This is a genomic window from Nitrincola sp. (assembly GCF_048264025.1).
Lineage (GTDB): Bacteria > Pseudomonadota > Gammaproteobacteria > Pseudomonadales > Balneatricaceae > Nitrincola.
Genome location: NZ_JBLXDN010000019.1, coordinates 23658 through 47439, shown reverse-complemented (window position 1 = coordinate 47439; position 23782 = coordinate 23658). Strand labels below are relative to the sequence as shown.

18 protein-coding genes and 2 pseudogenes are annotated in these 23782 nt (G+C 51.3%); 3 read left to right on the top strand and 17 right to left on the bottom strand.

The genetic code is table 11. The features are described 5' to 3' along the window. Both glyA and ACN0R1_RS13980 read right to left on the bottom strand, forming a co-directional pair. Positions 1-1296, bottom strand: a complete 1296-nt coding sequence (gene glyA / locus ACN0R1_RS13985) for a serine hydroxymethyltransferase (RefSeq protein WP_417583884.1) — start codon at positions 1294-1296, stop codon at positions 1-3. A gap of 168 nt (positions 1297-1464) precedes the next feature. Further along, a complete protein-coding gene (locus tag ACN0R1_RS13980; protein WP_417583882.1) occupies positions 1465-2571 on the bottom strand; it encodes an FAD-binding oxidoreductase in 1107 nt (368 codons plus the stop codon). A gap of 275 nt (positions 2572-2846) precedes the next feature. Here ACN0R1_RS13980 and ACN0R1_RS13975 point away from each other — a divergent pair, with 275 nt between their 5' ends. After that, positions 2847-4103: an aromatic ring-hydroxylating oxygenase subunit alpha gene (locus ACN0R1_RS13975; protein ID WP_417583880.1), complete on the top strand. Its 1257-nt coding sequence runs from the start codon at positions 2847-2849 to the stop codon at positions 4101-4103. 26 nt (positions 4104-4129) lie between these two features. On the opposite strand, the gene ACN0R1_RS13970 is transcribed toward ACN0R1_RS13975, so the two are convergent. Then, the gene (locus ACN0R1_RS13970) at positions 4130-4975 is read right to left on the bottom strand and encodes a DUF4105 domain-containing protein (protein ID WP_417583878.1); all 846 of its coding nucleotides are present in this window, start codon (positions 4973-4975) and stop codon (positions 4130-4132) included. A 179-nt stretch (positions 4976-5154) separates the two neighbouring features. Between ACN0R1_RS13970 and ACN0R1_RS13965 the strand changes: the two genes are divergently transcribed. Further along, the gene (locus ACN0R1_RS13965; protein ID WP_417583876.1) at positions 5155-5784 is read left to right on the top strand and encodes an HPP family protein; all 630 of its coding nucleotides are present in this window, start codon (positions 5155-5157) and stop codon (positions 5782-5784) included. On the opposite strand, the gene ACN0R1_RS13960 is transcribed toward ACN0R1_RS13965, so the two are convergent. The 14 genes and pseudogenes from ACN0R1_RS13960 to ACN0R1_RS13895 form a co-directional block, all read right to left on the bottom strand. After that, complete coding sequence (locus ACN0R1_RS13960) at positions 5772-6002, bottom strand: hypothetical protein (protein WP_417583874.1); 231 nt, start codon at positions 6000-6002, stop codon at positions 5772-5774. The two genes, ACN0R1_RS13965 and ACN0R1_RS13960, sit on opposite strands and share 13 nt — an antisense overlap. Positions 6003-6023: 21 nt before the next feature. Then, entirely contained in the window at positions 6024-8816 is a 2793-nt protein-coding gene (gene fdhF / locus ACN0R1_RS13955) for a formate dehydrogenase subunit alpha (RefSeq protein ID WP_417583872.1), read from the bottom strand. Positions 8817-8819: 3 nt separating this feature from the next. Continuing rightward, entirely contained in the window at positions 8820-10538 is a 1719-nt protein-coding gene (locus ACN0R1_RS13950) for an NAD(P)H-dependent oxidoreductase subunit E (RefSeq protein ID WP_417583870.1), read from the bottom strand. Positions 10539-10677: 139 nt separating this feature from the next. After that, a pseudogene (locus tag ACN0R1_RS13945) lies at positions 10678-11061 on the bottom strand (methyl-accepting chemotaxis protein); the annotation flags it as partial. Positions 11062-11220: 159 nt separating this feature from the next. Beyond that, positions 11221-11892, bottom strand: a pseudogene (locus ACN0R1_RS13940) (PAS domain-containing protein); the annotation flags it as partial. Between the two features lie 352 nt (positions 11893-12244). Next, positions 12245-13570 carry a TRAP transporter large permease gene (locus ACN0R1_RS13935; RefSeq protein ID WP_417583868.1) on the bottom strand — a complete coding sequence of 442 codons (1326 nt, stop codon included), beginning with the start codon at positions 13568-13570 and terminating at the stop codon, positions 12245-12247. Between the two features lie 69 nt (positions 13571-13639). Next, positions 13640-14185 carry a TRAP transporter small permease subunit gene (locus ACN0R1_RS13930; protein ID WP_417583866.1) on the bottom strand — a complete coding sequence of 182 codons (546 nt, stop codon included), beginning with the start codon at positions 14183-14185 and terminating at the stop codon, positions 13640-13642. Next, a complete protein-coding gene (gene dctP, locus ACN0R1_RS13925; protein WP_417583864.1) occupies positions 14185-15210 on the bottom strand; it encodes a TRAP transporter substrate-binding protein DctP in 1026 nt (341 codons plus the stop codon). The genes ACN0R1_RS13930 and dctP overlap by 1 nt, the downstream gene beginning before the upstream one ends. 200 nt (positions 15211-15410) lie before the next feature. Further along, the gene (locus ACN0R1_RS13920; RefSeq protein WP_417583862.1) at positions 15411-16235 is read right to left on the bottom strand and encodes an electron transfer flavoprotein subunit beta; all 825 of its coding nucleotides are present in this window, start codon (positions 16233-16235) and stop codon (positions 15411-15413) included. Beyond that, entirely contained in the window at positions 16225-17484 is a 1260-nt protein-coding gene (locus ACN0R1_RS13915) for an electron transfer flavoprotein subunit alpha/FixB family protein (protein WP_417583860.1), read from the bottom strand. Before ACN0R1_RS13915 ends, ACN0R1_RS13920 begins: the two co-directional genes overlap by 11 nt. Next, on the bottom strand, positions 17481-19430 hold the full coding sequence (locus ACN0R1_RS13910) for a (Fe-S)-binding protein (protein WP_417583858.1): 1950 nt from the start codon (positions 19428-19430) through the stop codon (positions 17481-17483). The genes ACN0R1_RS13915 and ACN0R1_RS13910 overlap by 4 nt, the downstream gene beginning before the upstream one ends. A gap of 14 nt (positions 19431-19444) precedes the next feature. Then, on the bottom strand, positions 19445-21514 hold the full coding sequence (dgcA, locus tag ACN0R1_RS13905; RefSeq protein ID WP_417583856.1) for a dimethylglycine demethylation protein DgcA: 2070 nt from the start codon (positions 21512-21514) through the stop codon (positions 19445-19447). Positions 21515-21536: 22 nt separating this feature from the next. After that, positions 21537-22070, bottom strand: coding sequence for a DUF5943 domain-containing protein (locus tag ACN0R1_RS13900; RefSeq protein WP_417583854.1), 534 nt, complete (start codon positions 22068-22070; stop codon positions 21537-21539). A 55-nt stretch (positions 22071-22125) separates the two neighbouring features. After that, positions 22126-23103, bottom strand: coding sequence for a dipeptidase (locus ACN0R1_RS13895; protein WP_417583852.1), 978 nt, complete (start codon positions 23101-23103; stop codon positions 22126-22128). Positions 23104-23500: 397 nt separating this feature from the next. Here ACN0R1_RS13895 and ACN0R1_RS13890 point away from each other — a divergent pair, with 397 nt between their 5' ends. Next, positions 23501-23782, top strand: coding sequence for a hypothetical protein (locus ACN0R1_RS13890; protein WP_417583850.1), 282 nt, complete (start codon positions 23501-23503; stop codon positions 23780-23782).

The following is a 23782-nucleotide window of genomic DNA, read 5'->3' as shown; positions in this document are numbered from 1 at the left end:
CTAGGCGCGGGTTTCGGTGTAAACGGGGAAACGGGCACAAAGCTCAGCTACTTTGTCACGTACGCTGGCTTCAATTGCATCAGTTGCTTGACCGGCACTCATCACATCCAGAATGTCACAGATCCAACCCGACAGGGTACGGCATTCACTTACGCCAAAACCACGCGAGGTCACTGCAGGTGTACCAATACGCAGCCCTGAAGTCACAAATGGACTCTGCGGATCATTCGGTACCGAATTTTTGTTGACAGTAATATGCGCACGCCCCAAAGCAGCATCGGCAGCCTTTCCGGTCAGACCCTGACTGATCAGCGACAAGAGGAACAGATGGTCTTTAGTACCACCGGAAATAACCTCATAGCCACGTTCAATAAACACGCCAGCCATCGCCTGGGCATTACCCAATACATGCTGCTGGTAGGTGATAAAATCCGGTTCCATCGCTTCTTTGAAGGCAACTGCTTTGGCGGCAATCACATGCATCAAGGGCCCGCCCTGCTGACCTGGAAAGACCGCTCCATTGAGCTTCTTATGCAAAGCCTCGTCATCACTTGCCGTCAGAATCAAACCACCGCGTGGACCCCGCAGGGTTTTGTGTGTGGTAGTTGAAACCACATCGGCAAAGGGTAAGGGGCTGGGATACAGTCCTGCCGCCACCAACCCGGCAATGTGCGCCATATCCACAAACAGTACCGCACCCACTTCATCAGCGATTTGACGAAAACGTGCCCAGTCCACAATCAGCGAATAGGCTGAAAATCCGGCAATGATCATCTTTGGCTGATGCTCACGTGCCAGTCGCTCCACCTCATCGTAATCGATTTCTCCGGTTTGTGGATTCAGTCCGTACTGTACCGCTTTGTAATACTTGCCAGAAAAGTTAGGCGCGGCACCATGGGTCAGATGTCCACCATGTGCCAGGCTCATTCCCAGAATAGTATCGCCAGGATTCACCATCGCCATAAATACTGCCGCATTGGCCTGAGCACCCGAGTGTGGCTGCACATTAGCGTAGCGGGCACCGAAGAGTTTGCAGGCACGCTCAATTGCCAGCGCTTCGACCTTATCAACCGCTTCACATCCGCCGTAATAGCGCTTTCCCGGATAACCTTCTGCGTACTTGTTAGTCAGTTGCCCGCCCTGCGCTTCCATCACCCGGATACTGGTATAGTTTTCGGACGCAATCAGCTCAATGTGCGCTTCCTGACGTTGCTGTTCTTCATTCAGCATCTGCGCCAGATCAGCATCATATGCCTGGATCGAGTCGAGTCGGGAATAACCATCACGGTTGATCATTGTGTTCTCCTGTAAATTCATCCACACCTGGCTTGAATGCCATTTGCAGCAGATGTTAGCCCTACACAGCTAAAATCAGATGTGTACCTGCGTCAGTAGGTGATACATTTGCGACATGGATATCAATTTGCGACACGGCCTGTAGTTTAGCCTGACAAACTCGGGCTGTCAGAAATCCACCACGACATTGCCTTTGGGTCGGCTACAGCAAGACAGAATATAGCCATCGGCCACATCTTCATCGGTGATACCGCCATTGTGCTCCATCTCCACTTCGCCTGATTTAAGCTCGACCCGGCAGGTACCACAGATCCCCATACCGCAGGCTTTAGGAATATGCAGCCCCAGTTTTGACGCCGCTGCATGCACGGTTTCAGTGGGCAAGATGCGTACACTTTTGCCGGAACTGGCAAACTCCACCTGCAGCAGATCGGCCTGCTGAACATCCTCGGCCGCTTGCTCGGCCTGCTCGACCAGTTCAAGCACCTCTTCTTCGACTTCAATGGGCGTCGCACCAAAGGACTCTTCATGGTAATGCGCCATATTGAAGCCGTTTTGTTGCAGGATATTCTTCACCGCGTTCATGTAGGGTGTCGGGCCGCAGCAAAAAATTTCCCGCTCCAGATAGTCTGGGGCGATCAATTCCAGCATGCGCTGATTAACATAGCCGCGCAGACCATACCAGGACTCACCCAATTCATCACTGCGCTCACAGACGATATGCAGCTTGAACTCAGGGATACGGGAAAAAATATGCTCCATCTCGCGGTGATAAATAATATCCTTCGGCGAGCGGGCACTGTGGATGAAATTAATATCTATGGCGGCATTGGTATCAAAATACCAACGCACCATCGACATCAGCGGGGTGATGCCCACACCACCGGATAAAAACAACGCTTTTTCGGCTGGATAGTCGATACAGTTGAAATTACCTACCGGCCCGTGAACAGCCAGATCATCGCCCTGCTTAAGATTATCATGCAACCAGTTAGACACTAAGCCACCCGGCATACGCTTGACGGTAATGGAAAAACTGTAGGGCACCGACGGCGAACTGGATATAGTATAAGAACGCATAACCGGCACACCATCGATCTCCAACTCCAGGGTCACGAACTGGCCCGGCTTGAAGAAAAACAGTACCGGCTGCTCTGCCATAAAGCAGAAGGTTCGAACATCCCAGGTTTCCTGGATCACCTTGACGCAACGCACCAGGTGTCGTCCGTTAGACCAGGTCTGGGTAGTAATCGGGTTCATGAAGGTATCAGTCATGCATTTCATCCATCAGCTGTTGATCAGTTCATTGTCATTATTGGCCCTGTCTGCACATTGTCGACCTGCTCAGATACGACCATTGTTCTGTCTGCGACATCAGCTAGTCTAATCCCCCCGATTTGAGCGTTTTTTTCATCTACCAAGTCGCTTTGTAACCTGTGGATGTCGTCAGTGAATAACTGTCTGGTCCAGCTCTATTCCACACTTGCTTCACGGACATATCGGAAGCCCGGTAAAACTTTAAACCTGGACCCTAAAGCAGGACAAGTACAATGAACCTGAATACCTCACAGATGCTGGAAGACCCCTTGGCAAGCGTGCGCGAAACGGCTGCTGCCATGCTGATCAAACGCAAACCCAACCACTCGCTTGAACAGCCGTTTTACAATGATGGACGCATCTACAGGCTCGATATTCAGGAGATCTTCGAAAAAGAGTGGATATTCGCCGGTATGACCTGCGAAATCCCCACCAAGGGCAACTTCATCACCCTGAATATAGGTGAAAATCCGATAGTCATCATCCGCGGTGCAGAAGGTGCCGTGCATGCCTTTTTCAACGTCTGCCGTCACCGAGGCTCTCGTCTGTGTGTCACGGAAAAAGGCAAGGTCGCAAAACTGGTGTGCCCTTACCACAAGTGGACTTACGAGCTGGATGGTCGCCTGCTATTTGTTGGTTCTGACATGAGCGCGCAGTTTGATATGACTGCACACAACCTAAAGCCGGTGAATGTAAAAGTAGCCGGAGGCTATATCTTTGTCTGCCTGGCTGAACAACCGCCTGAATTTGAAGCCTTTACCAAAGAACTGGAACACTATTTAGAGCCTTATGACACAGAAAACCTCAAAGTAGCAGTTCAATCCGATATAGTTGAAGACGCCAACTGGAAGCTGGTGATAGAAAATAATCGCGAGTGTTACCACTGTAATGGTTCACATCCTGAACTACTCAACTCTCTGCAACAGTTTGATGACACCGACGATCCGCTGGCAACGCCGGAATACAAGGCGCTGGTGGCACGCAAGCAAAAAGACTGGGATGACATGCGTGTTCCCTATACGCTGAAATACTTCGGTAAACGCAACCGCATGACACGCACGCCACTGCTCGAAGGTGTGGTATCCATGACTATGGATGGCAAGCCCGCCTGCAAAAAACTCATGGGGCGCATTACCAGTCCGGATATGGGTTCACTGCGGATTCTGCACCTGCCGAACTCCTGGAACCACTGGCAGGGTGATCACACCATCGTATTCCGCGTACTGCCACTGGGACCACAAAAAACCCTGGTCACCACCAAATGGCTGGTACACAAGGATGCCGTGGAAGGTGTTGATTATGATCCAGAGAACATGCGCAAAGTCTGGGATGCCACCAATGATCAGGACCGCGTCCTGGCGGAAGAAAATCAGCGTGGTATCAACTCCATCGCTTACCAACCCGGCCCTTATTCGGAAACCTTCGAATTTGGCGTGATCGATTTCATCAACTGGTACAGCGACCGCATCATCAAAAACACCGGCCACTAAAAAAAGGGGTCAGTACCCTTTATTTTTTAAATAAAGGGTACTGACCCCTTTTTGCTGACGCGAATTTGTTCTGAATACTCCGGGTTTTCAGGACTGATCGTCCCATCAACCCGGGCCTGTTCACGCAGTTCATCCAGTGTCAGTTCATCACTGATCCAACCTTTTTTCTGGGCAAAGCCATCACCAAATCCTGGCAGCAACACTCGGTAATCCAGCAGGCCTGACCAAGTCGAATGTTCAGGATCATGGCGTAGTAAACTGGTGACACAGTTATCTAACAACGTATTGTAGAAGCGCGGTTTTTCAAGAATATCAGTGACATCCGCCATCAATCCACGCAAAAGATAGGCTTGCTGCGCTTCATCCAACTGCAGGCGATAGAGCAAAACGCGCTCGCCACGTATATGGCTGCGCAGGCCTATAATGTCGGCCTCCGTACCCAGTACCAGCATTTTAGGGTACTGATTCAGCAGGCCTTTTACTGGGCTGTATTCTTGCTCAGGCCGTAAACGCGCTTCAAACGAAACCGCCAGGTATTGGCCATCGGTAAAACCAAAACTGACAAAAGCATGCGCTAACCCCATACCGGAAAAATGTGACACGCCTAACCAGACATCCTCCAACAGATCAATATCATAAACAGACTGTCGATAATCTGCTGAGCGTATTTCTCCAGTGGAGTTGTAACGGAAATCACGTAAATTATCGACATAAAAATAGCGACTATCCATGACTGTTACTTCCGGCAATTGCGTTTGACCAAGCAACCAGGGCCCTTGATGCGAAGGCTGACGTAAAACCAGCAGCAGTACTATAGCCATCAAACCCAGCAATACACCCCAGCCCATCCTTCTACTCCAGCGTTTTAGCATGTTCAATTCCTAATAATACCTAAAAGGGGTCAGTACCCTTTAAATAAAGGGGTCTATTAAAAGGGTACTGACCCCTTTAAGGCCACCTATTTTGTAGAAAATATGTCATAGTGATTAAAATTTAATCACTATCAGCCGATATAACCTAACTAACAGCAGGATAATCACAGGGAGATATCATGGCATTGCTGATTTACGACAACGGACTTATCACTAACCCACCAGCACGTATGCTAACCGGGGAGCGCAATGTCGAAGAAGCTCAGGCTGTTAGCAAAGATAAGCAGTTTGACCACGCAAACCAACTAGGTAAAGCGCTATCGCCCCTGACTGGCGAACACTCTGCTCTGCTATCAGGACGTTCACGTATTTACCTGGATACCGAAAGAGAATCTGACTCACTGAAGGAGCGCCGTAAACTTCAGGCACTGCACATAATGAGCAGCCCGGTGATCACGATCACCCCATCCACCTCGATATCCAGCGCCTGGCAAACAATCGACAAAGCGGAGATCGACCACCTAGTCGTCGTCGGCCCAAATCTGCAACCCATCAGCCTGGTCAATAGCACCCAATTGATTCAAGCGGGTACAGATTCTGAAGAAGCTATTGCCTCACTGCTAACACACCAGGTCGCTATTGTAACCACAGATACACTGGTTCGAGACATCGCCCAGTTTTTTATCGACCAAAAAATCACTGCCCTGCAAGTCGTCAGCATCGATGAGCACCGTTTAGTCGGTATCATCAGTCGTAGTGACCTGTTGAAACTGCTGGTGAGTGGCCCGAATGTAAGCTATAGCGTTTGATAGGCTTGCAGCGCCAGTTTCACTTCAGGCTGCAACAAGCCTTGATTTGCTAACAGCTCACCAATCAGCTCATCCAGACCCGGTAAAGGCCTGTCAGCATGCTGTGCTTTAACTAATCGAATACAGGTTTGCGGATCAGCCTCCGCGGGCAGAACCGCGCCAAGTGCTTGCAAGCGCTCACGAAAATCGACTTCATCGACCAAATCAGCAAACATCATCGCTTAATCCTCAAAATGCCCTCAAGATGCTGACATTGCCGCAGCCTTAGCCGCACTCAGGCGGCAAGCCGCATATTTAAACTCCGGTATTTTACCAAAGGGATCCAGTGCCGGGTTAGTTAAAATATTTGCGGCCGCTTCAACATAGCAGAAAGGTACAAACACCATGCCCTCCGGCATCTGCGGATCCATACGTGCCGTCAGCGTGATTTCACCACGTCGGGTGGTGATGGTCAGCACATCACCCGGTTGCAGCCCGTATTTAGCCAATTCAGCCGGTGCCAGGCTTGCCACGGCCTCGGGCTCCAGTGCATCCAACACCCGCGTACGTCGAGTCATGGAGCCAGTATGCCAATGCTCCAACTGACGACCCGTGGTTAATACCACCGGGAAGTCGGCATCTACCGGTTCATCCGGTGGCAGTGGACGTGTCGGCGAGAAGCGCGCTTTACCAGTCTCGGTCGGGAACGCATCCGTATAAACCACATCCAGTCCTGGCTGATCCTCTGCAGGACAAGGATAGGTCACCGACTGCTCTGCATCCAGCCTGTCCCAACTAATATGATCCAGTGATGCCATCCCCTGCTTCATCTCGGCAAATACATCACGGGGATGCTGATAGTGCCAGTTCAATCCCATACGGTTAGCCAGTGCCTGAATGATCCACCAATCCGGTTTAGCCTCACCGGATAAAGGCACAGCGGCACGACCCATTTGCACCTGACGGTTGGTATTGGTCACCGTACCATCCTTCTCGGCCCAGGCGGAGGCTGGCAGAATCACATCGGCAAACTGGGCGGTTTCGGTAACAAACAGATCCTGCACTACCAGGTGTTCCAGTTTAGCCAGCGCCGCACGCGCATGCTCCAGATCCGGATCAGACATTGCCGGGTTTTCACCGAGAATATACATGCCCTTGATGCTACCGGCATCGATGGCGTGGATGATTTCCACTACTGTCAAACCCGGCTTACCACTTAAAGGGGTTGACCAGAGTTCTTCAAAGGCTGATTTTACCTGTGCATCGGTGACTGGTTGATAATCCGGCATCACCATGGGTATCAAGCCGGCATCCGAGGCTCCCTGTACATTATTCTGCCCGCGTAACGGATGGAGACCGGTACCAGGGCGACCGGTTTGGCCACAGGCCAGTGCCAGGGAGATCAGACAGCGCGCGTTGTCTGTACCATGGGTATGCTGTGAAATGCCCATACCCCAGAAAATCATCGCCTTGTCAGCCTGAGCATAAAGGCGGGCCACCTCACGGATATCCTCTGGCTCGATACCACACAAGGGGGACATCGCCTCAGGTGTCATATCAGCGACATGGATTTTCAGTGCTTCAAACCCTTGAGTATGCTCATCAATATAACGCTGATCATAAAGCTCTTCAGTCACGATCACATTGAGCAGGGCATTAAACAACGCTACATCAGTGCCCGGAGAGAAACGTAATACCTTGTGTGCATAGGCACTCAGTGCCTGCCCACGCGGGTCGATAATAATGATTTTGGTGCCCTTTTTAGCCGCCTGCTTAAAGAAGGTGGCCGCCACCGGATGGTTTACCGCCGGGTTACAGCCGGTCAGGATCACCACATCCGCCTGAGTTGCCTGCATAAAAGAGGCGGTCACCGCACCTGTGCCGATACACTCAATCAGTGCCGCCACGGAGCTGGCGTGACACAAACGGGTACAGTGATCGACATTATTGCTGCCAAAACCGGTTCTGACCAGTTTCTGGAACAGCCAGGCTTCTTCATTGGAACACTTGGCGCTGCCAAACCCTGCCAGAGCTTCGGCACCATAAGCGGCACGTAAATGCGACAGGCCACTAGCAGCTACATCCAGGGCTTCATCCCAGTCAGCTTCGCGAAAGTGCGTCAACGGATTAGCCGGATCAAAATTGGGATCTATGCCCTTGGGCACCCCTTTACGCCGAATCAGCGGTCGGGTTAAGCGGCTGGCATGGTTGGGATAATCAAAGCCAAAGCGCCCTTTGACACATAAACGTCCCAGGTTTGAGGGGCCTTGTCGTCCGACTACATTCACAATCTTGTCGTCACGCACCTGATAGGTCAATTGACACCCCACGCCACAATAGGGGCAGACCGAGTCGACCTGTTTATCTATGGCTGAGGAATCACCCACACCCTCGGCATTCACCAGGGACGCTGGCATCAGGGCACCGGTGGGACAGGCCTGTACACACTCACCACAGGCAACACAGGTGCTGTTACCCATCGGATCATCAAAATCAAATACGATTTTAGATTCAGAACCCCGATGCGCCAGACCGATAACATCGTTTACCTGCACTTCCCGACAGGCGCGAACGCACAGGTTACAGTCGATACAGGCATTCAGATTTACTGCCATGGCACTGTGTGAACGGTCAATACGCTCAGGTGCTGTCGCTCTGGCAGGCAGCTTCTGCTTCACCGCTGCAGCATCCACTGCCAACAGGTCAGCCATTTGCCAGAAATGGCTGGCACGATCCGGGCTCTGCTCACGCTCTGGCTGATCGGCTACCAGCAACTCCAGCACACCTTCCCGGGCGGTCATGGCACGTTTGGAATTCAGGCTATGCACCACCATGCCAGGTGTGGCTTCACGAATACAACTGGCGGCCAGCACACGCTCGCCTTCAATTTCCACCATACAGGCACGGCAGTTACCATCGGCCCGATAGCCTGGGGCATCTTTGAAGCACAGGTGTGGAATGGTTTCACCGGCACGCTTGGCAACCTGCCACAGGGTTTCACCTTCATAGGCGGTGACGGATACGCCATCCAGCGTCAGTTCAAATGCAGTCATGACTTACCCCTTGACGATGATATTGGCCGCACTGAGTTCAGCGCGAAAATCCTTGAGCAGACCCAGCACCGGATTGGGTGCAGCCTGACCGAGACCACAAATCGAAGCATCCATCATCACCTGAGACAAACGCTGCAACTGCAACACATCCCATTGCTGTTCAGTGAGCAGATCCAGCATCTTTTCGGTACCGACGCGACATGGCGTACACTGACCACAGGACTCATCACGGAAAAAGGCCATCAGGTTTTTGGCGACCTGCTGCAGATCATCCTGATCAGACAGTACCATTACCGCCGCTGAACCGATAAAACAGCCTTCGGCCTGCAGGGTATCAAAATCCAGCGGAATATCGGCTTTGCTGGCCGGCAAAATACCACCGGATGCGCCACCAGGAAGATAGCCCAGCAACTGCTGCCCTTCGGGTAGCCCACCGCAATACTCATCAATCAATTCATTCAGGGTGATTCCGGCCGGTGCCAAATGAACGCCAGGTTTATTCACACGCCCCGATACAGAGAAAGAGCGCAGCCCTTTGCGCCCATGACGTCCTTGTGAAGCAAACCACTCGGCGCCCTTGGCATGAATCAGGGGGATCCAATACACCGTTTCCACATTGTTTACCAAGGTGGGTCGGTCAAACAGACCTTTCTGAGCTACAAAAGGTGGACGATGCCGCGGCTTACCTGGCTTGCCCTCCAGTGACTCGATCAACGCCGATTCTTCACCACAGATGTAAGCCCCGGCACCACGACGGAGAATGATATAGCCAGGATCAACTATAGCGGCCTCTTCCAGCTCGGCAATGGCAGCCCGCAAGAGCTTGTTCACCCCCGGATATTCATCACGTAAATAGATATATAAGGCACTGGCCTCTATCGCCCAACTACTGATCAGCGCGCCTTCAAGGAAACGGTGTGGATGGCGCTCCAGATAATAGCGATCCTTAAAGGTACCTGGCTCACCTTCATCCGCATTGATTACACAGTAACGCGGCGCCGCTTCAGCCCGCACAAACTGCCATTTTTTATAGGTCGGGAAACCGGCGCCACCGAGGCCACGAAGTCCGGCCTGCTCCATCATCGCCATCAATTCTTCAATGCTGCGAAGACCTGCGCGACAGTCAGCTAATAACTGATAGCCACCCTCTGTCTGATACGCGGCTAAAGGCTGCCAGTCGACCTCAGCAGGCTCAAATGCCTGAACAGCCAAGGCGTGAGCAACTTTCTCCGGCGTGGCGTGCTCTATGTGATTATGGGATAATTCCAGTACGGGTGCGGCATCACAACGGCCCATACAGGGCGCGTGAATGACCCGCACAGCCGCAGGATCCATCTGCTGTTGCAAGGCCTGACTCAACGCCTCTGCCCCGGCCATCTGACAGGCAAGTGAATCACACACACGGATAGTTACAGCGGGCGGGGGTAATTCATCATCATGTACTAAATCAAAGTGCGCATAAAAACTGGCTGTTTCATAAATGCTAGCCATGGGTAGATTCATACGCTCGGCTAAGGCGCGTAAATGCGTCAGGGATAAATAGCCGACATGATCCTGAATACGATGTAAGTGTTCTAGGAGCAAATCACGGCGGTTTGGCGAGTCGCCCAATAGTTGGTTGACTGTATCCAGCGCCGCCGCTTGAGTCATACGACCACGCTGTCCGGCACGAGTTTTCCGCCGCCCGGCAGGACGGGAAATTTCCGGTGTGTTCTGGCTCATTACAGGTCTCTTTTATACTTATCGAGTCGAATGGCCAATGATCGCATCCAGGCTTCAGGATCGCAATTGATCCAGGACTTGCCCACACTGACATGTCTCAGGTGAACAAGGCAGTGTCGCTTGGAGTATAGTCTCTCGTCTAACTCAGATTACCCAACCTGGCTGCCGCTTGCGACACATTCTCCGCCCCCTGATAGATCTCAGTCATAATATCGCTGACCCGGCTGATACTTTCCTGCCCGGCTTCTGCTGACCGACGTGCTTCGGTGGTGTTACCTGTCAAGGTACTGAGCAACTGATGGTTCTGATTGACTACATCTGCAATCATCTTGGTGGACTCACTGGTACGGAAGGCCAGTTGTCGCACTTCATCAGCAACTACAGCAAACCCGCGCCCTTGCTCGCCGGCTCTTGCCGCTTCAATCGCCGCATTCAATGCCAGCAAATTGGTCTGATCAGCGATGGACTTGATGGTGGCAACAATCGACTGAATGCTTTCAGACTGCACATTCAGCTTCGCTATCAACTCATTGACCTCGTCAACTTTGATTGCGACCTGCCGGGAAGTTTGCACGGCCAGGTCCAGTGAAGACAAACCTTGCTGGGCAATTTGTGCCGTTTCCTCAGAGGTACTACTGGCCAGTGCAGCGGCTTCACGTATGGCCAGGTCCAGCTCAACTTTTTCCGTGATATCGGCTGCAAATTTAATCACCTGAACGACCTTCCCCTGATCATTTTTGATCGGGTTGTAGGTAGCTTCCAGCCAGATCACCTGCCCACGGGAATCGAGTCGCTCAAAGCGTCCAGACTTAAATTCACCACGCTGCAGTTCTGCCCAGAAATTTGGATTCTCCTGATAAAAAGAATCTTTACAAAAAATACGGTGGTGTTTTCCCTTTAGTTCGTCAAGGCGATAACCAACAGCCTTCAGAAAATTATCATTCGCGGAAATAATACTGCCGTCAGGAGTAAACTTAATCACCGCCATTGAGCGGTCAAGTGCATGCAATACAGCCGATTGTTGATCTGATTCAATTTTGCGCTGCGTCACATCAGCCGCAATTTTCAGAACTTTATAGACCTTTCCGTTAGCATCCGTGACGGGGAAATAGGTTGCTTCCAACCATAAAGGCTGACCCTGAGCGTTAATTCGCTCAAAGGTACCAGCTACCGAACGACCGGATGCCAGGGTTTGCCAGAGTTTTGCATAATCTGGGCTTTGGGCAACATGCTTTGGACAAAAGAGACGATGATGCTGGCCAGAAATTTGATCCGCCTGATAACCAGTGGCCTTTAAGAAAAGCGAATTAGCTTCCAATATGTTGCCCTGGACATCGAATTCGATGAATGCCATATGTGCTTTCAGTGCATTGAGATCACTTTCAAGGCGTTGCAGTGATAATTTTAGGGTGGGTAGCGACGATGCGTCTTTAGTTCTAAACAGCATATGTGAATCCATAAATGACAGATTATAGAAACCACATTGACGTCCTGTTTCTGCTGATGCAGAGAACAAAACGCTTCCATGTTGTTAAGACGCTATGGGCTCTTCTTATTGTATGTACGTGCCGTATAAACAGCATGGATCAATATACGCACAAAAAACAAGTAAATCCAACAAAAACAGCGCTTTTACCTGATATAACCACCTTTAATGAAAGGATGTTTTACCAGGCAAAAACGCTGAGCACCTTGCGCCTTCTTTTTTAAGGACCGTAAATCAGCTCAGGCAGCCAGAGCGCGATCTGCGGGAACATCACCAGCAAAGCCAGACCAAATATCTGCAGCAGAATAAAAGGAATAGCTGCCAAATACAGATCGTAGATGGTCACCGAAGGCGGTGCTACCGATCGCATATAGAATAAATTATAGCCAAAGGGTGGCGTTAGATAAGCTGATTGCATACTGACAATGAACAGGATAGCGAACCAGACAGGATCAAAACCAAGCAGTTCCACCACCGGCACAAACAGGGGCACGGTGATAAACACGATGGCAAAATCATCCAAGAACATGCCCAACACATAGTAGCAGGCCAGCATAGCCACTATGACAGCCATAGGTGCCAGGCTACTGTCTTCAACCAGATCCTGTAGCAGGTAACCAGCCCCCAGGCCGATATATACCTTGCTGAAGAAAATTGCCGTCAAGGTTATCCAGATCAGCATCCCCATAATTTTGGTTGTATCCAGCAGCACATCCTTCATCATTTTAAAGGTCAGCGTGCGGTAGATAGCTGCGCAAATAATTGCACCAGCCGCACCTATCGCTGAGGCTTCAGACGGAGTGGTGATGCCGAGGATAATACAAGCAAGTACAGTGACAATCAGCGTGCCAGGGAGTATCAACGCCTTCAGCGAGCGCAGTTTTCCCTTCCAGTCTACCCGCTCGACTTCAGCCAGAGGCGGGGCAATAGATGGGTTAATACGGCTCACGATCAGAATATAAACTATGTAGATAGCGGCCAACATTAAGCCGGGAATTAACCCTGCAGCAAAGAGTTTACCAATAGATTCTTTGGCAAGAAAAGCGTACAGAATCATCAGTACACTAGGTGGAATCAGGAACCCTAATGCGCCACCGGCCATGATCGTGCCAGTCGCAAGCTTCTTGCTGTATCCACGTTTCAGCATCGCTGGTAAAGCAATGACACCAAGACTAACTGTCGCAGCACCGGATACACCCGCCATCGCAGCAATCAACGCGCAAAGCACAATGGTTCCCACCCCTAAACCACCGGGTTGCGCCCCCATCAGCTTGTTCATCATTTCAAACAAATCATCAGTAATGCCGGATCGCTCCAGCATTAAGCCCATGAAAATAAACATGGGCAGTGCCACCAGGATAAAGTTATCCATGGATGAAAATGCACTGATGGTCAGCAGTTCAAGCGCACCTGAACCCCAAAGGAAATAAGCAAACCCCATACCTACAGTCAGCAAAGACCAAGACAAGGGGGTTCCCAGCAACAACATGACAAACATCGCGGCAAACATGCCGAGTGTTATCAATAAAGGATCAATATCTGACACCTTATGTACCTTTTATCGTTATGGATTTATAAAGCGGCCGGACTAAACCGCACACTAATACGCTATGCCTCAGTGTTCAGTTTCCACACCGCGGTCGGCACAAGCATCACAGCTAACATTAAACGCCACACAAATATCCCGAAGCAGATGTGCGGCACTTTGTAAGGTTATTAATCCGACAGCTACTGGTAAAACAGTTTTAAAAGGATACAAAGGTGGTGCCCAGGTGCTACGAGATGACATCTCGTTACGTTGCCAGGAGTCCCAGGCAAAATCCACAGACGCCACAAAAAACACGATCAGAACAAATAATACTAATGAACCTGTCAGTGTATCGACGATGGCTTTACCACGACGGGAAAACAGATGGTAGAGGGCTTCGCTACGAACATGGCCCTGATAACGGTGAGTGTAGGTGCCAGCTATGATACAGAAGGTGCCATATAGCATAGTGGTCACTTCGTGTGCCCAGGACGTTGGGCTGTTGAAGAAATAGCGGGCGGCTATTTCATAGAGCATCACTGCAATGATGGCAAGGCACATCCAGGAGATGGCCTTACCAACAGTTTCAGAGAGTCTATCAACCCAGCTAACTAAGTGACAGACCGAAAGCATCAGGCGCGACCTGTGGCTTTCGCTGTTTCTTTCAGAATGTCGATCGCTTTACGGTTACGATCAGACTTGACGGCTTCATCTTCCCAGATCACTTCAGCCGCTTCACGCAAACGCTGTGAATCTTCCGCTGGTAACTTGTTCATTTCGAACAGACCAGAACCACCTGCATCAATAGAACCACTAACCATCCAGGTATTCATGTGTGAAGCATGCTTCTCAAAGGCCAGCTCCATCACTTTACGCTCTTCTTCAGACATCGCATTCCAAACATCCAGATTCACCAGAATCTGATCGCAGTAGCCAGGGTAAACCATGCCCAGAGAGGTGTAGTGCTTAGCCACTTCATACAACTTCATGCCGACGTACTCGTTGGTACCGGCATAGATGACGCCATCGATAGTACCAGTACTCAAACCTACATAAAGCTCTGAACCTGGCAGAAATACGGTTGGGATATCAAAAGCCTGAAGGATACGTGCTACCGCTGGTGTTGCACGAATACGCATGTTTTTCAGATCTTCCAGACTATTCACTGGCTCTTTGGTCAGCAAATCAAACGGACCACCGAAGATTGGGCCCATGTAGTGAACATTATTCTCAGCATAAGCTTCACGAACCAGCTCCAGCAAACCTTTGTGACGGAACACATACTGTGCTTCATCATAACTGGTCCAGGCACCTGGAAGACCCGATTCAATACCGGCAATATCCAGCTGACCCGGCCAGTAACCTGCATACCCCTGACACATATCAATGGTGCCGTTACTTACAGCTTGAAACATTTCCGCATCAGGTACCAGTGAGCTACCGGTAAAGTGACGAACACGCAGTGAACCATTGGAAGCGGTACGCACGTCACTACCGAAAGCCGAAAAAACATCAGCGGCTTCACGACCCCAGTAAGTTTGCATACGCAAGTTGGTGGTTGCAAAAGCAGACGTGGAAGCCATTGCCAAAGGCGCGGCAACAGCACTGGCTGCAGCGGCTTTTAGGATATTACGTCTGTTCAGGTTAGGTTTGCTCATTTATGTGTCACCTTATCTTTGTTGTTGGTGAGTGTGTATATACAACACCCTTATTTGCATTAAGCCAAGCCTGATTATGCCGGATTTAACGCTAAAACTGGATTTACATCAATCCAAAAAAACACCACAGTGGACTCTAAAACAGCCGACCTCATAAGGTCTTGCAAAATTCTCCGGAATTTATTTGCAAATCCTCCGGATCAAGCGATTTTATCCTGATTCAACACACCCTCTTCAAGCAGCATTTTTAATATGGCATCGGCAGCTACATCAGCTGGCTGGTTTTGCAATACCTGCCCGCCACTGGCTTCAGCCTTGGCCGCCGCCGCCTTAAATCTGTCTCTTGCCGAGCTAGCCTTAATGATTTTCAAGCGCTTGGGTCGCTTTCGTGCTGGCTGAAAGTCCCAGTCGCTGCGATCCAGATCGGCTGTAACTTCCGAGCCCTGCTGTATCAATTCACCCCGACGAGCCGGACCAAAAGCCGACTGACGTGCAACCGGAGCTGCCGAATCCAGCGCCAGCACCGCCGGTAGCGTAACTTTCAAACGACGGCGCTGGCCTCGCGGTAGTGCTTGTAATAGAGTTACCGAACCAGCTTTTAGCTGTTCAATCTCAGCCAGCCCACTGATAACTGGCCAGCCCAACCGCTGAGCCAACAGATAGGGCAACATCCCGGATCCCTCGCCCGATTCAGCTCGCCCCCCACACAACACCAATGAAACCTGCTGCTGGCGAACAAACGCTTCCAGCACCGGAACAACATCCGCTTCAGCAGGTTGTTGAAGGAGATGCAGTTCAGGCACCCCCATTCCCAAATAGCCTCGCAACGCCGCTTCCGAGGTGTCATCCACCCATCCGGCATGCACGGGTAATAGCCGTACATCTGACAAGTTGAGTGCCATTTCCAAAGCCCTGGCATCCTGATCGGCACGTCTGGCACGACCGGTAATCGGGTGCTGGCCAATTGACAAGAGTGCTGCCACCTTGCAAGGTGAGGCAAGCCTGGAAGGCGTGTTAAGCAACATGGCGCTTCTCCTGTTTCAGTGCAGTAACCTTCTCAGTGAGTTTTTCCAGTATCGCAGCCGCATCACCGATCACCGCCAGATCCGCACGTTTAACCATATCGCAGCCTGCATCCGTATTAATGGCAATCACCTTGTCGCAAGTCTGAATACCTTGAAGGTGTTGAATGGCACCAGAAATACCCACAGCCAGATAAACACGTGCTGTCACCCAGGTTCCGGTGGCACCAACTTGTCGGTCGCGGGGCATGAAACCATCATCGACAGCTACGCGGGATGCGCCCTCTGTGGCTCCTAGTACTCCAGCCGCCGTATGGAAGCCCTGCCAATCCGTCACCCCGTTTCCACCAGACAGAATAAATTCTGCTTCAGCCAGGGATACACTGGCCGGATCAACTGCCACGGGGCCCAGGTCCTCAATCCGCTGCAAGGGTTCAACCTGTGCAGTACGCAGCATAAATTCAAGAACTTCATGCCGCGTATCACTCACCGGTTCCGCGCACTCAGACAGTGCCAGCACAACCCGCGGCAGTTCACGGGTAATATCCACAGTGCCTGCCGCACCGCGACTGACACACTGAGGTTGTTCGCCATCCAACTTCACCTGCCATACTCCCGTGGCGGCACGCACATCAATCTGCACCGCTAAACGCCGTCCCAAATCACCACTGCCTAAACCAGAATCAGGAAACAACCAGTATTCAGGTTGTATATCAGACTCCAATTGCAGCAATCGAGCCAGGCGCTGTTCAGGGGCGTAATTATCGAAGGCGGAATCCCTTAAATGCAATAACCTGTCCACCCCGGCATCAACAAAACCTTGCTCTTTATGGGAACCAAACACCACCGCCAATACGGCTGTTTGTGGATGCCGTGATGCCAACTGCTGCGCCAAACCCAATACATCCTTATCCTGCGCACTCAAACGCCCACCCTGCATATCGGGCACCACCACTATATAAGCAGCCGGTGACTCGATACGCTGCAAAGGCCGACTGTCTGCAGCGACACTAGGTGACTTGGCGGCTGAAACACTCCCCCCCTGCCCACCACTGCGATCAATACGGCGCAGACCATTCGGACCGATAAACCCGACCAAATGTGGGTTGCGGCGTTTTATGCCCTGAGGACTTAACCATTCGGCAGCACTAGCCGTGCCATTCATCGCCGCTATTACAGCGTCATACTGAGGATGCAAACGGTTACGCCGTATCTGCTCGATACGCGGATCACGACGAAGGATATCGCTCATAAGCGGACCTCCTCTGCTTTCGATGTTTCCGGTGCTTCCAAAGAGACTTCCAGCGCATCGGCAACCATTTCAGCTATATCCAGCACCTGGGGTCGGGGTTCCACCACCCCTTCCAGCATGGCCATACACTGAGGACAGCCAACCGCCACCTGCTCTGCCGATGTTTCACGTATATCTTCCATTCGCATATCGGGAATGCGCTGCTTACCGGGAATATCAGTGATAGGTGCACCACCGCCACCGCCACAACAGCGTGAACGAAAACCAGAGCGCTCCATCTCCACGACTTCAATACCCATCGCCTTGAGCACCGCTCTCGGCGCTTCATATTCACCGTTATAACGCCCCAGATAGCAGGGATCGTGATAGGTGACTTTGCCGCCTTTGTGAGCACGGAGTTTAATCTTGCTTAGCTGGCGCAACTGATTGATATAGGTGGTGTGATGGTAAACCACATACTCACCGCCAAATGCTGCATATTCATTTTTCAACACATGGAAACTGTGGGGATCGCAGCTAACAATCGCACGGAAACTGTATTTAGACAGGGTTTCAATATTACGCTTAGCCAGCGACTGAAAGGTGGCTTCATCACCGAGGCGACGCGCCAGATCACCGCAATCACGCTCTTCATTTCCCAGTACGGCAAAGCTAATCTCGGCCGCACGCAGAATTTTAACGAAAGCTCTCAGGGTACGCTGATTGCGCATATCAAACGCCCCATCTCCTAGCCAGAGCAGCAGGTCGGTACGTTTCACTTCTGACAGCAGGGGCAGATTCAGGTCCGCCGCCCAGTTCATCCGTGAGCCTGGATTAAAGCCACCAGGATTATCCGTGGCGATCAGATTGTCGATCACCTCAGCGCCCTTGTTAGGGGTTTGTCCACGTTCCAGGGTCAAGTGACGGCGCATATCCACTATCGCATCGACATGCTCAATCATCATCGGACACTCTTCGACACAGGCACGGCAGGTAGTGCAGGACCAGAGGGTTTCGGCATCAACCAGCCCCTGTCCTTCACGCGCCACGATTTGAGCAAACGGACTACCCTGATGTTCGCCCACTGGCTTGCCTGGATAAGGAGAGCCGGCATAACCCGCATCAGTGCCACCGGCTAATCCCACTACCATATCCTGGATGAGTTTTTTCGGATTCAGCGGTTGGCCAGCGGCATAGGCCGGGCAAACCGCTTCACAGCGACCGCATTGAACACAGGCATCGAATCCGAGTAATTGGTTCCAGGTAAAATCAGCGGGCTTTTCCACACCCAGTGGCGCATCTGTATCATTCAGATCAAGCGGTTTCAGGCCGGTTGATCGACCACCACCAAAACGTTCAGCACGACGGTGAAAGGCCAGATGTAAGGCACCAGCGAAGGCGTGCTTCATCGGGCCACCCCAGGTCATGCCGAAGAACATCTCACCCATCCCCCAGGTAACCAGCGCCAGCAGCAAGACCACCAGCAGCCAACCACCCGCATCAGCCGGTAGCACCCCGGCAACCGGCAGGGTCAACAGAAAGAAGCCCAGCGAGAAGGCCAACAGGCTTTTCGGCAGACGCATCCAGGGGCCTTTGGATAAACGTGCAGGCGGATTGATGCGGCGTTTAGCGATCAGCAATGCACCACAAAACATAGCCGCTGTCGCCAACAACAACGCCCAGGCCAAAATGGCATGGTGTAACTGTAAACCATGCACCAGAATGGCCAGTACAGCCGCCAGCACGAAGCCACCGGCTGTCGCCACATGGGTGTGCGAAATAAACTTATCTCGCGCCACCACGTGGTGCAGATCAACCAGATAACGCCGTGGCATAGCGGCCAAACCCGCCAGCAAAGCCACTGACGAGGAGCGGCCATTACGCCATAAGCGAATACGGCGTAGTGCACCGACCACTGCCAACAGCAGCGCCAAACCTAGCAACAAAGGTAACAGCACGTTCAACATAACCCAGCCCTGTATCAGAAGTCCTTGCAAAGACGCAGCGCATCATAGATGGCTGCATGGGTATTACGCGGTGCTGTGCAGTCGCCGATACGGAACAACACAAAGCGGTCTCCATCGGTCGATTCACTCAAGCAAGGCTGGGGTTTGATGTCATACAAGGCGGCAACATCGATCTGACCCTTGTTCAGCGACTGGGGTTTCAGCGCGTAATACAGCGCTTCGTCCGGACGTACGCCATTTTCCACCACCACCTGATCAACCACCCGCTCTTCCAACTGACCGGTATACTCATTTTCCAGCACAGCCACCAACTGATCGCCCTCGCGGTAGACTTTGTGCAGCGCCAGATCTGAGGTCATGATCACCTCCTTCGGGTAGAGACTGCGGTAATAGGTTGGGAAGGTGGTACCGCCAATCGCGGCACCGGGTTTGACATCATCGGTAACCAGCTCAACCTTGCTGCCCTTCTCAGACAAGTAATCGGCTGTCGACATACCCGTGAACTCACAAATAGTGTCATACACCAGCACATTGTTACCCGGTGCAACCTTGCCATCGAGAATATCCCAACTGCTGACAACCAGACCCTCTTCAGCACCCCAATCGGGTACCTGCTCAATAAAGGGTTTGCCACCGACAGCAAGAATAACCACATCCGGTTGATCCGCTTTGATCATCGCTTCATCAGCATAGCTATTCAGCCGCACATCCACCTTCAGACGGGCCAGTTCCAACTGATACCAACGGGTAATACCCGCCATTTGATCGCGCTGCGGCGCTTTGGCCGCCAGGGTAATCTGTCCGCCGAGTTGTGCCTGAGCTTCAAACAGCACCACCTGATGACCGCGCTCAGCCGCCACACGTGCGGCTTCCATACCCGCGGGGCCACCACCCACCACGACCACTTTGCGTACAGAGCCTTCTGTTTTTTCGATAATATGCGGCAAGCCCATGTATTCACGTGAGGTGGCGGCGTTTTGAATACACAACACATCCAGCCCCTGGTACTGGCGGTCGATACAATAATTGGCCCCGACACACTGACGTATCTGATCAATCTGACCCATCTTGATCTTGGCAATAATGTGCGGATCGGCAATATGCGCACGGGTCATGCCGACCATATCCACATAGCCCCCTTCCAGAATACGCTGAGCCTGGTTGGGATCTTTAATATTCTGCGCATGAATAACCGGTGCCTTGACCACCTCTTTAATACCCGCAGCCAGATGCAGGAAAGGCTCCGGCGGGTAAGACATGTTTGGAATCACATTCGCCAGGGTGTTATGGGTATCACAACCGGAACCTATGACACCAAAGAAATCCACCAAACCGGTAGCGTCATAGTAGGCAGCAATCTGCTTCATATCGTCATGTGTTAAACCATCCGGATGGAACTCATCGCCACAGATACGCATACCAACGACAAAATCGTCTCCGACCTCGTTACGCACTGCTTTAAGAACCTCCATGCCGAAGCGCATGCGGTTTTCAAAACTGCCACCCCACTCATCAGTACGCTTGTTAACCCGCGGGCTCCAGAACTGATCAATCAAATGCTGGTGCACGGCGGAAAGCTCTACACCATCCAGCCCTCCCTCTTTGGCACGGCGTGCCGCCTGAGCAAAGTCACCGATAATGCGTTGAATTTCTTCCGGTTCAATGGTTTTACAGGTAGAACGATGCACCGGCTCCCGAATACCAGAGGGTGACAAGAGGGTTGTCCAGTTATAGCCATCCCAGCGTGAGCGCCGCCCCATGTGAGTAATCTGAATCATGATCTTGCCGCCATGCTTATGCACAGCCTCGGCAAGATTTTGAAAATGCGGGATAATGCGGTCAGTGGATAGATTGACTGAACTCCACCAAGCCTGCGGGCTGTCGATGGATACCACCGAAGACCCCCCACAGATACACAAGCCACAACCGCCCTTGGCTTTCTCTTCGTAATACTTCACATAGCGTTCGGTGGTCATACCGCCATCAGTAGCATGAACTTCGGCATGCGCGGTACTCACCACCCGGTTGCGGATGGTCAATTTACCGAGCTGAATCGGTTGAAAAATGGCATCAAACTGGGACATAGGTTACTCCTGGACAGCAACATTAAACCTTGGGGCGGGTAACGAAATAGCCCACATCATGACCGGTTTCAGCACCACTTTGGGTCTGTTCAGCCAGCGTTCGCACACTACTGCCTTGAGCTTCCAGAATCTGATCCATCGCCCCGGCAAACCAACCGGTAAACATGTATTCAATCTTGCGGTTAACCTTGCCGTAGTGATACACAAAGGCGGAATGCTCCAGGCGCACCTTGCAAACCCCAGCCTCCAGATCGATGGCTTCGGTAAAGAACTTGCCCCAGCCGCGCTGTGATAACCGCTTCATATAGTGTTCAAACACCTCAACACCGCTCAGGCCGTGAAGCTCGGCTTCTTTTTCACACCAGTGCCAGGCACTTTTATAGCCGGCTTTATAGAGAATTTCGGCATAACGCTCAGGACCCAATTCTTCTTCAATCGCCTGATGGTTATTAATAAAGAAATGTCTTGGTACATACAGCATCGGCAGTGCATCCGATGTCCAAACACCGGTTTCACTATCCACTTCAATCGGCAGTTCAGGGGCCATTTTTGTCACAACATTCACCTTAGATCTTTTTGTTTATTGACAGAGTTTACGGCTTGCCAGCGGCTTACTCGCCCCAGACATCTTTAAGTACACGCACCCAGTTTTCACCCATGATTTTACGCACCTGCGCTTCACTCATGCCGCGCTGAATCAGGGTTTCAGTCAGATTGGGAAACTCACCAACGGTGCGGATGCCCAGCGGGTTAACAATTTTGCCAAAACGGGTCAGGCGACGTGCATAGCCCTTGTCATGCGTCAGCCACTCAAAAAACTGCTGGTCATGGCCCTGGGTAAAGTCGGTACCTATGCCTATGGCATCTTCACCGACAATATTCATCACGTACTCTATGGCTTCGGCGTAGTCATCTATGGTCGAGTCGATGCCATTTTTAAGAAAGGGAGCAAACATGGTGACACCGACAAAGCCACCGTGATCAGCTATAAATTTCAGTTCTTCATCAGATTTATTACGCGGGTGCTCTTTCAGGCCGGACGGCAGGCAGTGGGAGTAGCACACAGGTTTTGTCGATTCCAGAATCACCTCTTCCGAGGTTTTCGAGCCGACGTGGGAAAGATCACACATCACTCCAACGCGATTCATTTCGGCAACGATTTCACGTCCAAAACCGGATAAGCCGCCATCACGTTCATAGCAGCCGGTACCCACCAGATTTTGGGTGTTGTAACACATTTGTACGATACCCACGCCAAGCTTCTTAAATACCTCGACATACCCTAGCTGATCTTCAAAAGCATGCGCATTCTGGAAATTCATGATGATGCCGGTTTTATTCGATTCTTTGGCCTTGTGGATATCCGCTGTGGTTAACACCGGCATGACCAGGTCAGCGTTATCGCGCATCAGCTTATTGGTGTCGGCAATATTATTAATGGTTGCCTGAAAACCCTCCCAGACAGATACAGTGCAACTGGCGGCTGTCAGTCCACCCTTACGCATATCTTCAAACAGTTCACGATTCCATTTCGCAATGATCAAACCATCGATAATAATGGCGTCCTGGTGCAGTTCAGCGGGTGTCATAGCAGTTACTCCGATTAAGCAGGCAAGTCACGATTAACTAATGAGATGCAGAATAGCCCTCCCCCCACTCAGTTGACCCTATGGAAACGACGGCAATAATTCTAAAAACGTCAGCACTTACTCAGTAGCGACTTTTTTATCTGATTCAGGGTCTCTAAAGTTCATCACTGGTGCAGAGCAACACCTGCTAAGTACTTAATGACAAACTGATTACAGATTTTTCCATAAGATAATGTGCATATGCAGCATGAAACCCTTGTTTAAACTCCTGGAAAGTCTTGAATTTTTATCTACTTACCAGCCTTTAACTCTTTAGCAGCTGAACTAGACTTAAGTCAGATTACTGGGCGGTTCATACCAACCGCAAAGCCAACCGGACTCACTTGAGGATATAACCATGTTGACTTATACAGAATGTCTGGAAATGTGCGGCCTCAGCGATGACGAAATCGACGCGATTGCGGAGCACGAGCATCTGGAACCCATCGTTGCGATGGCGCTGGGTAAATATATGGTTGAGCACAATGCCAGCGCTCAAATCAGACAGTACATCCTGGATGATATCGAATTGGCAAGAGCTCAGGGTAACAGTGCAAAAATGGCTTTATTGAGTCAGACGCTATGTCACTTTATGACCACTCACCCAGACTGCTGCCAAGGCGAGTCAAGGGTCGCCTGA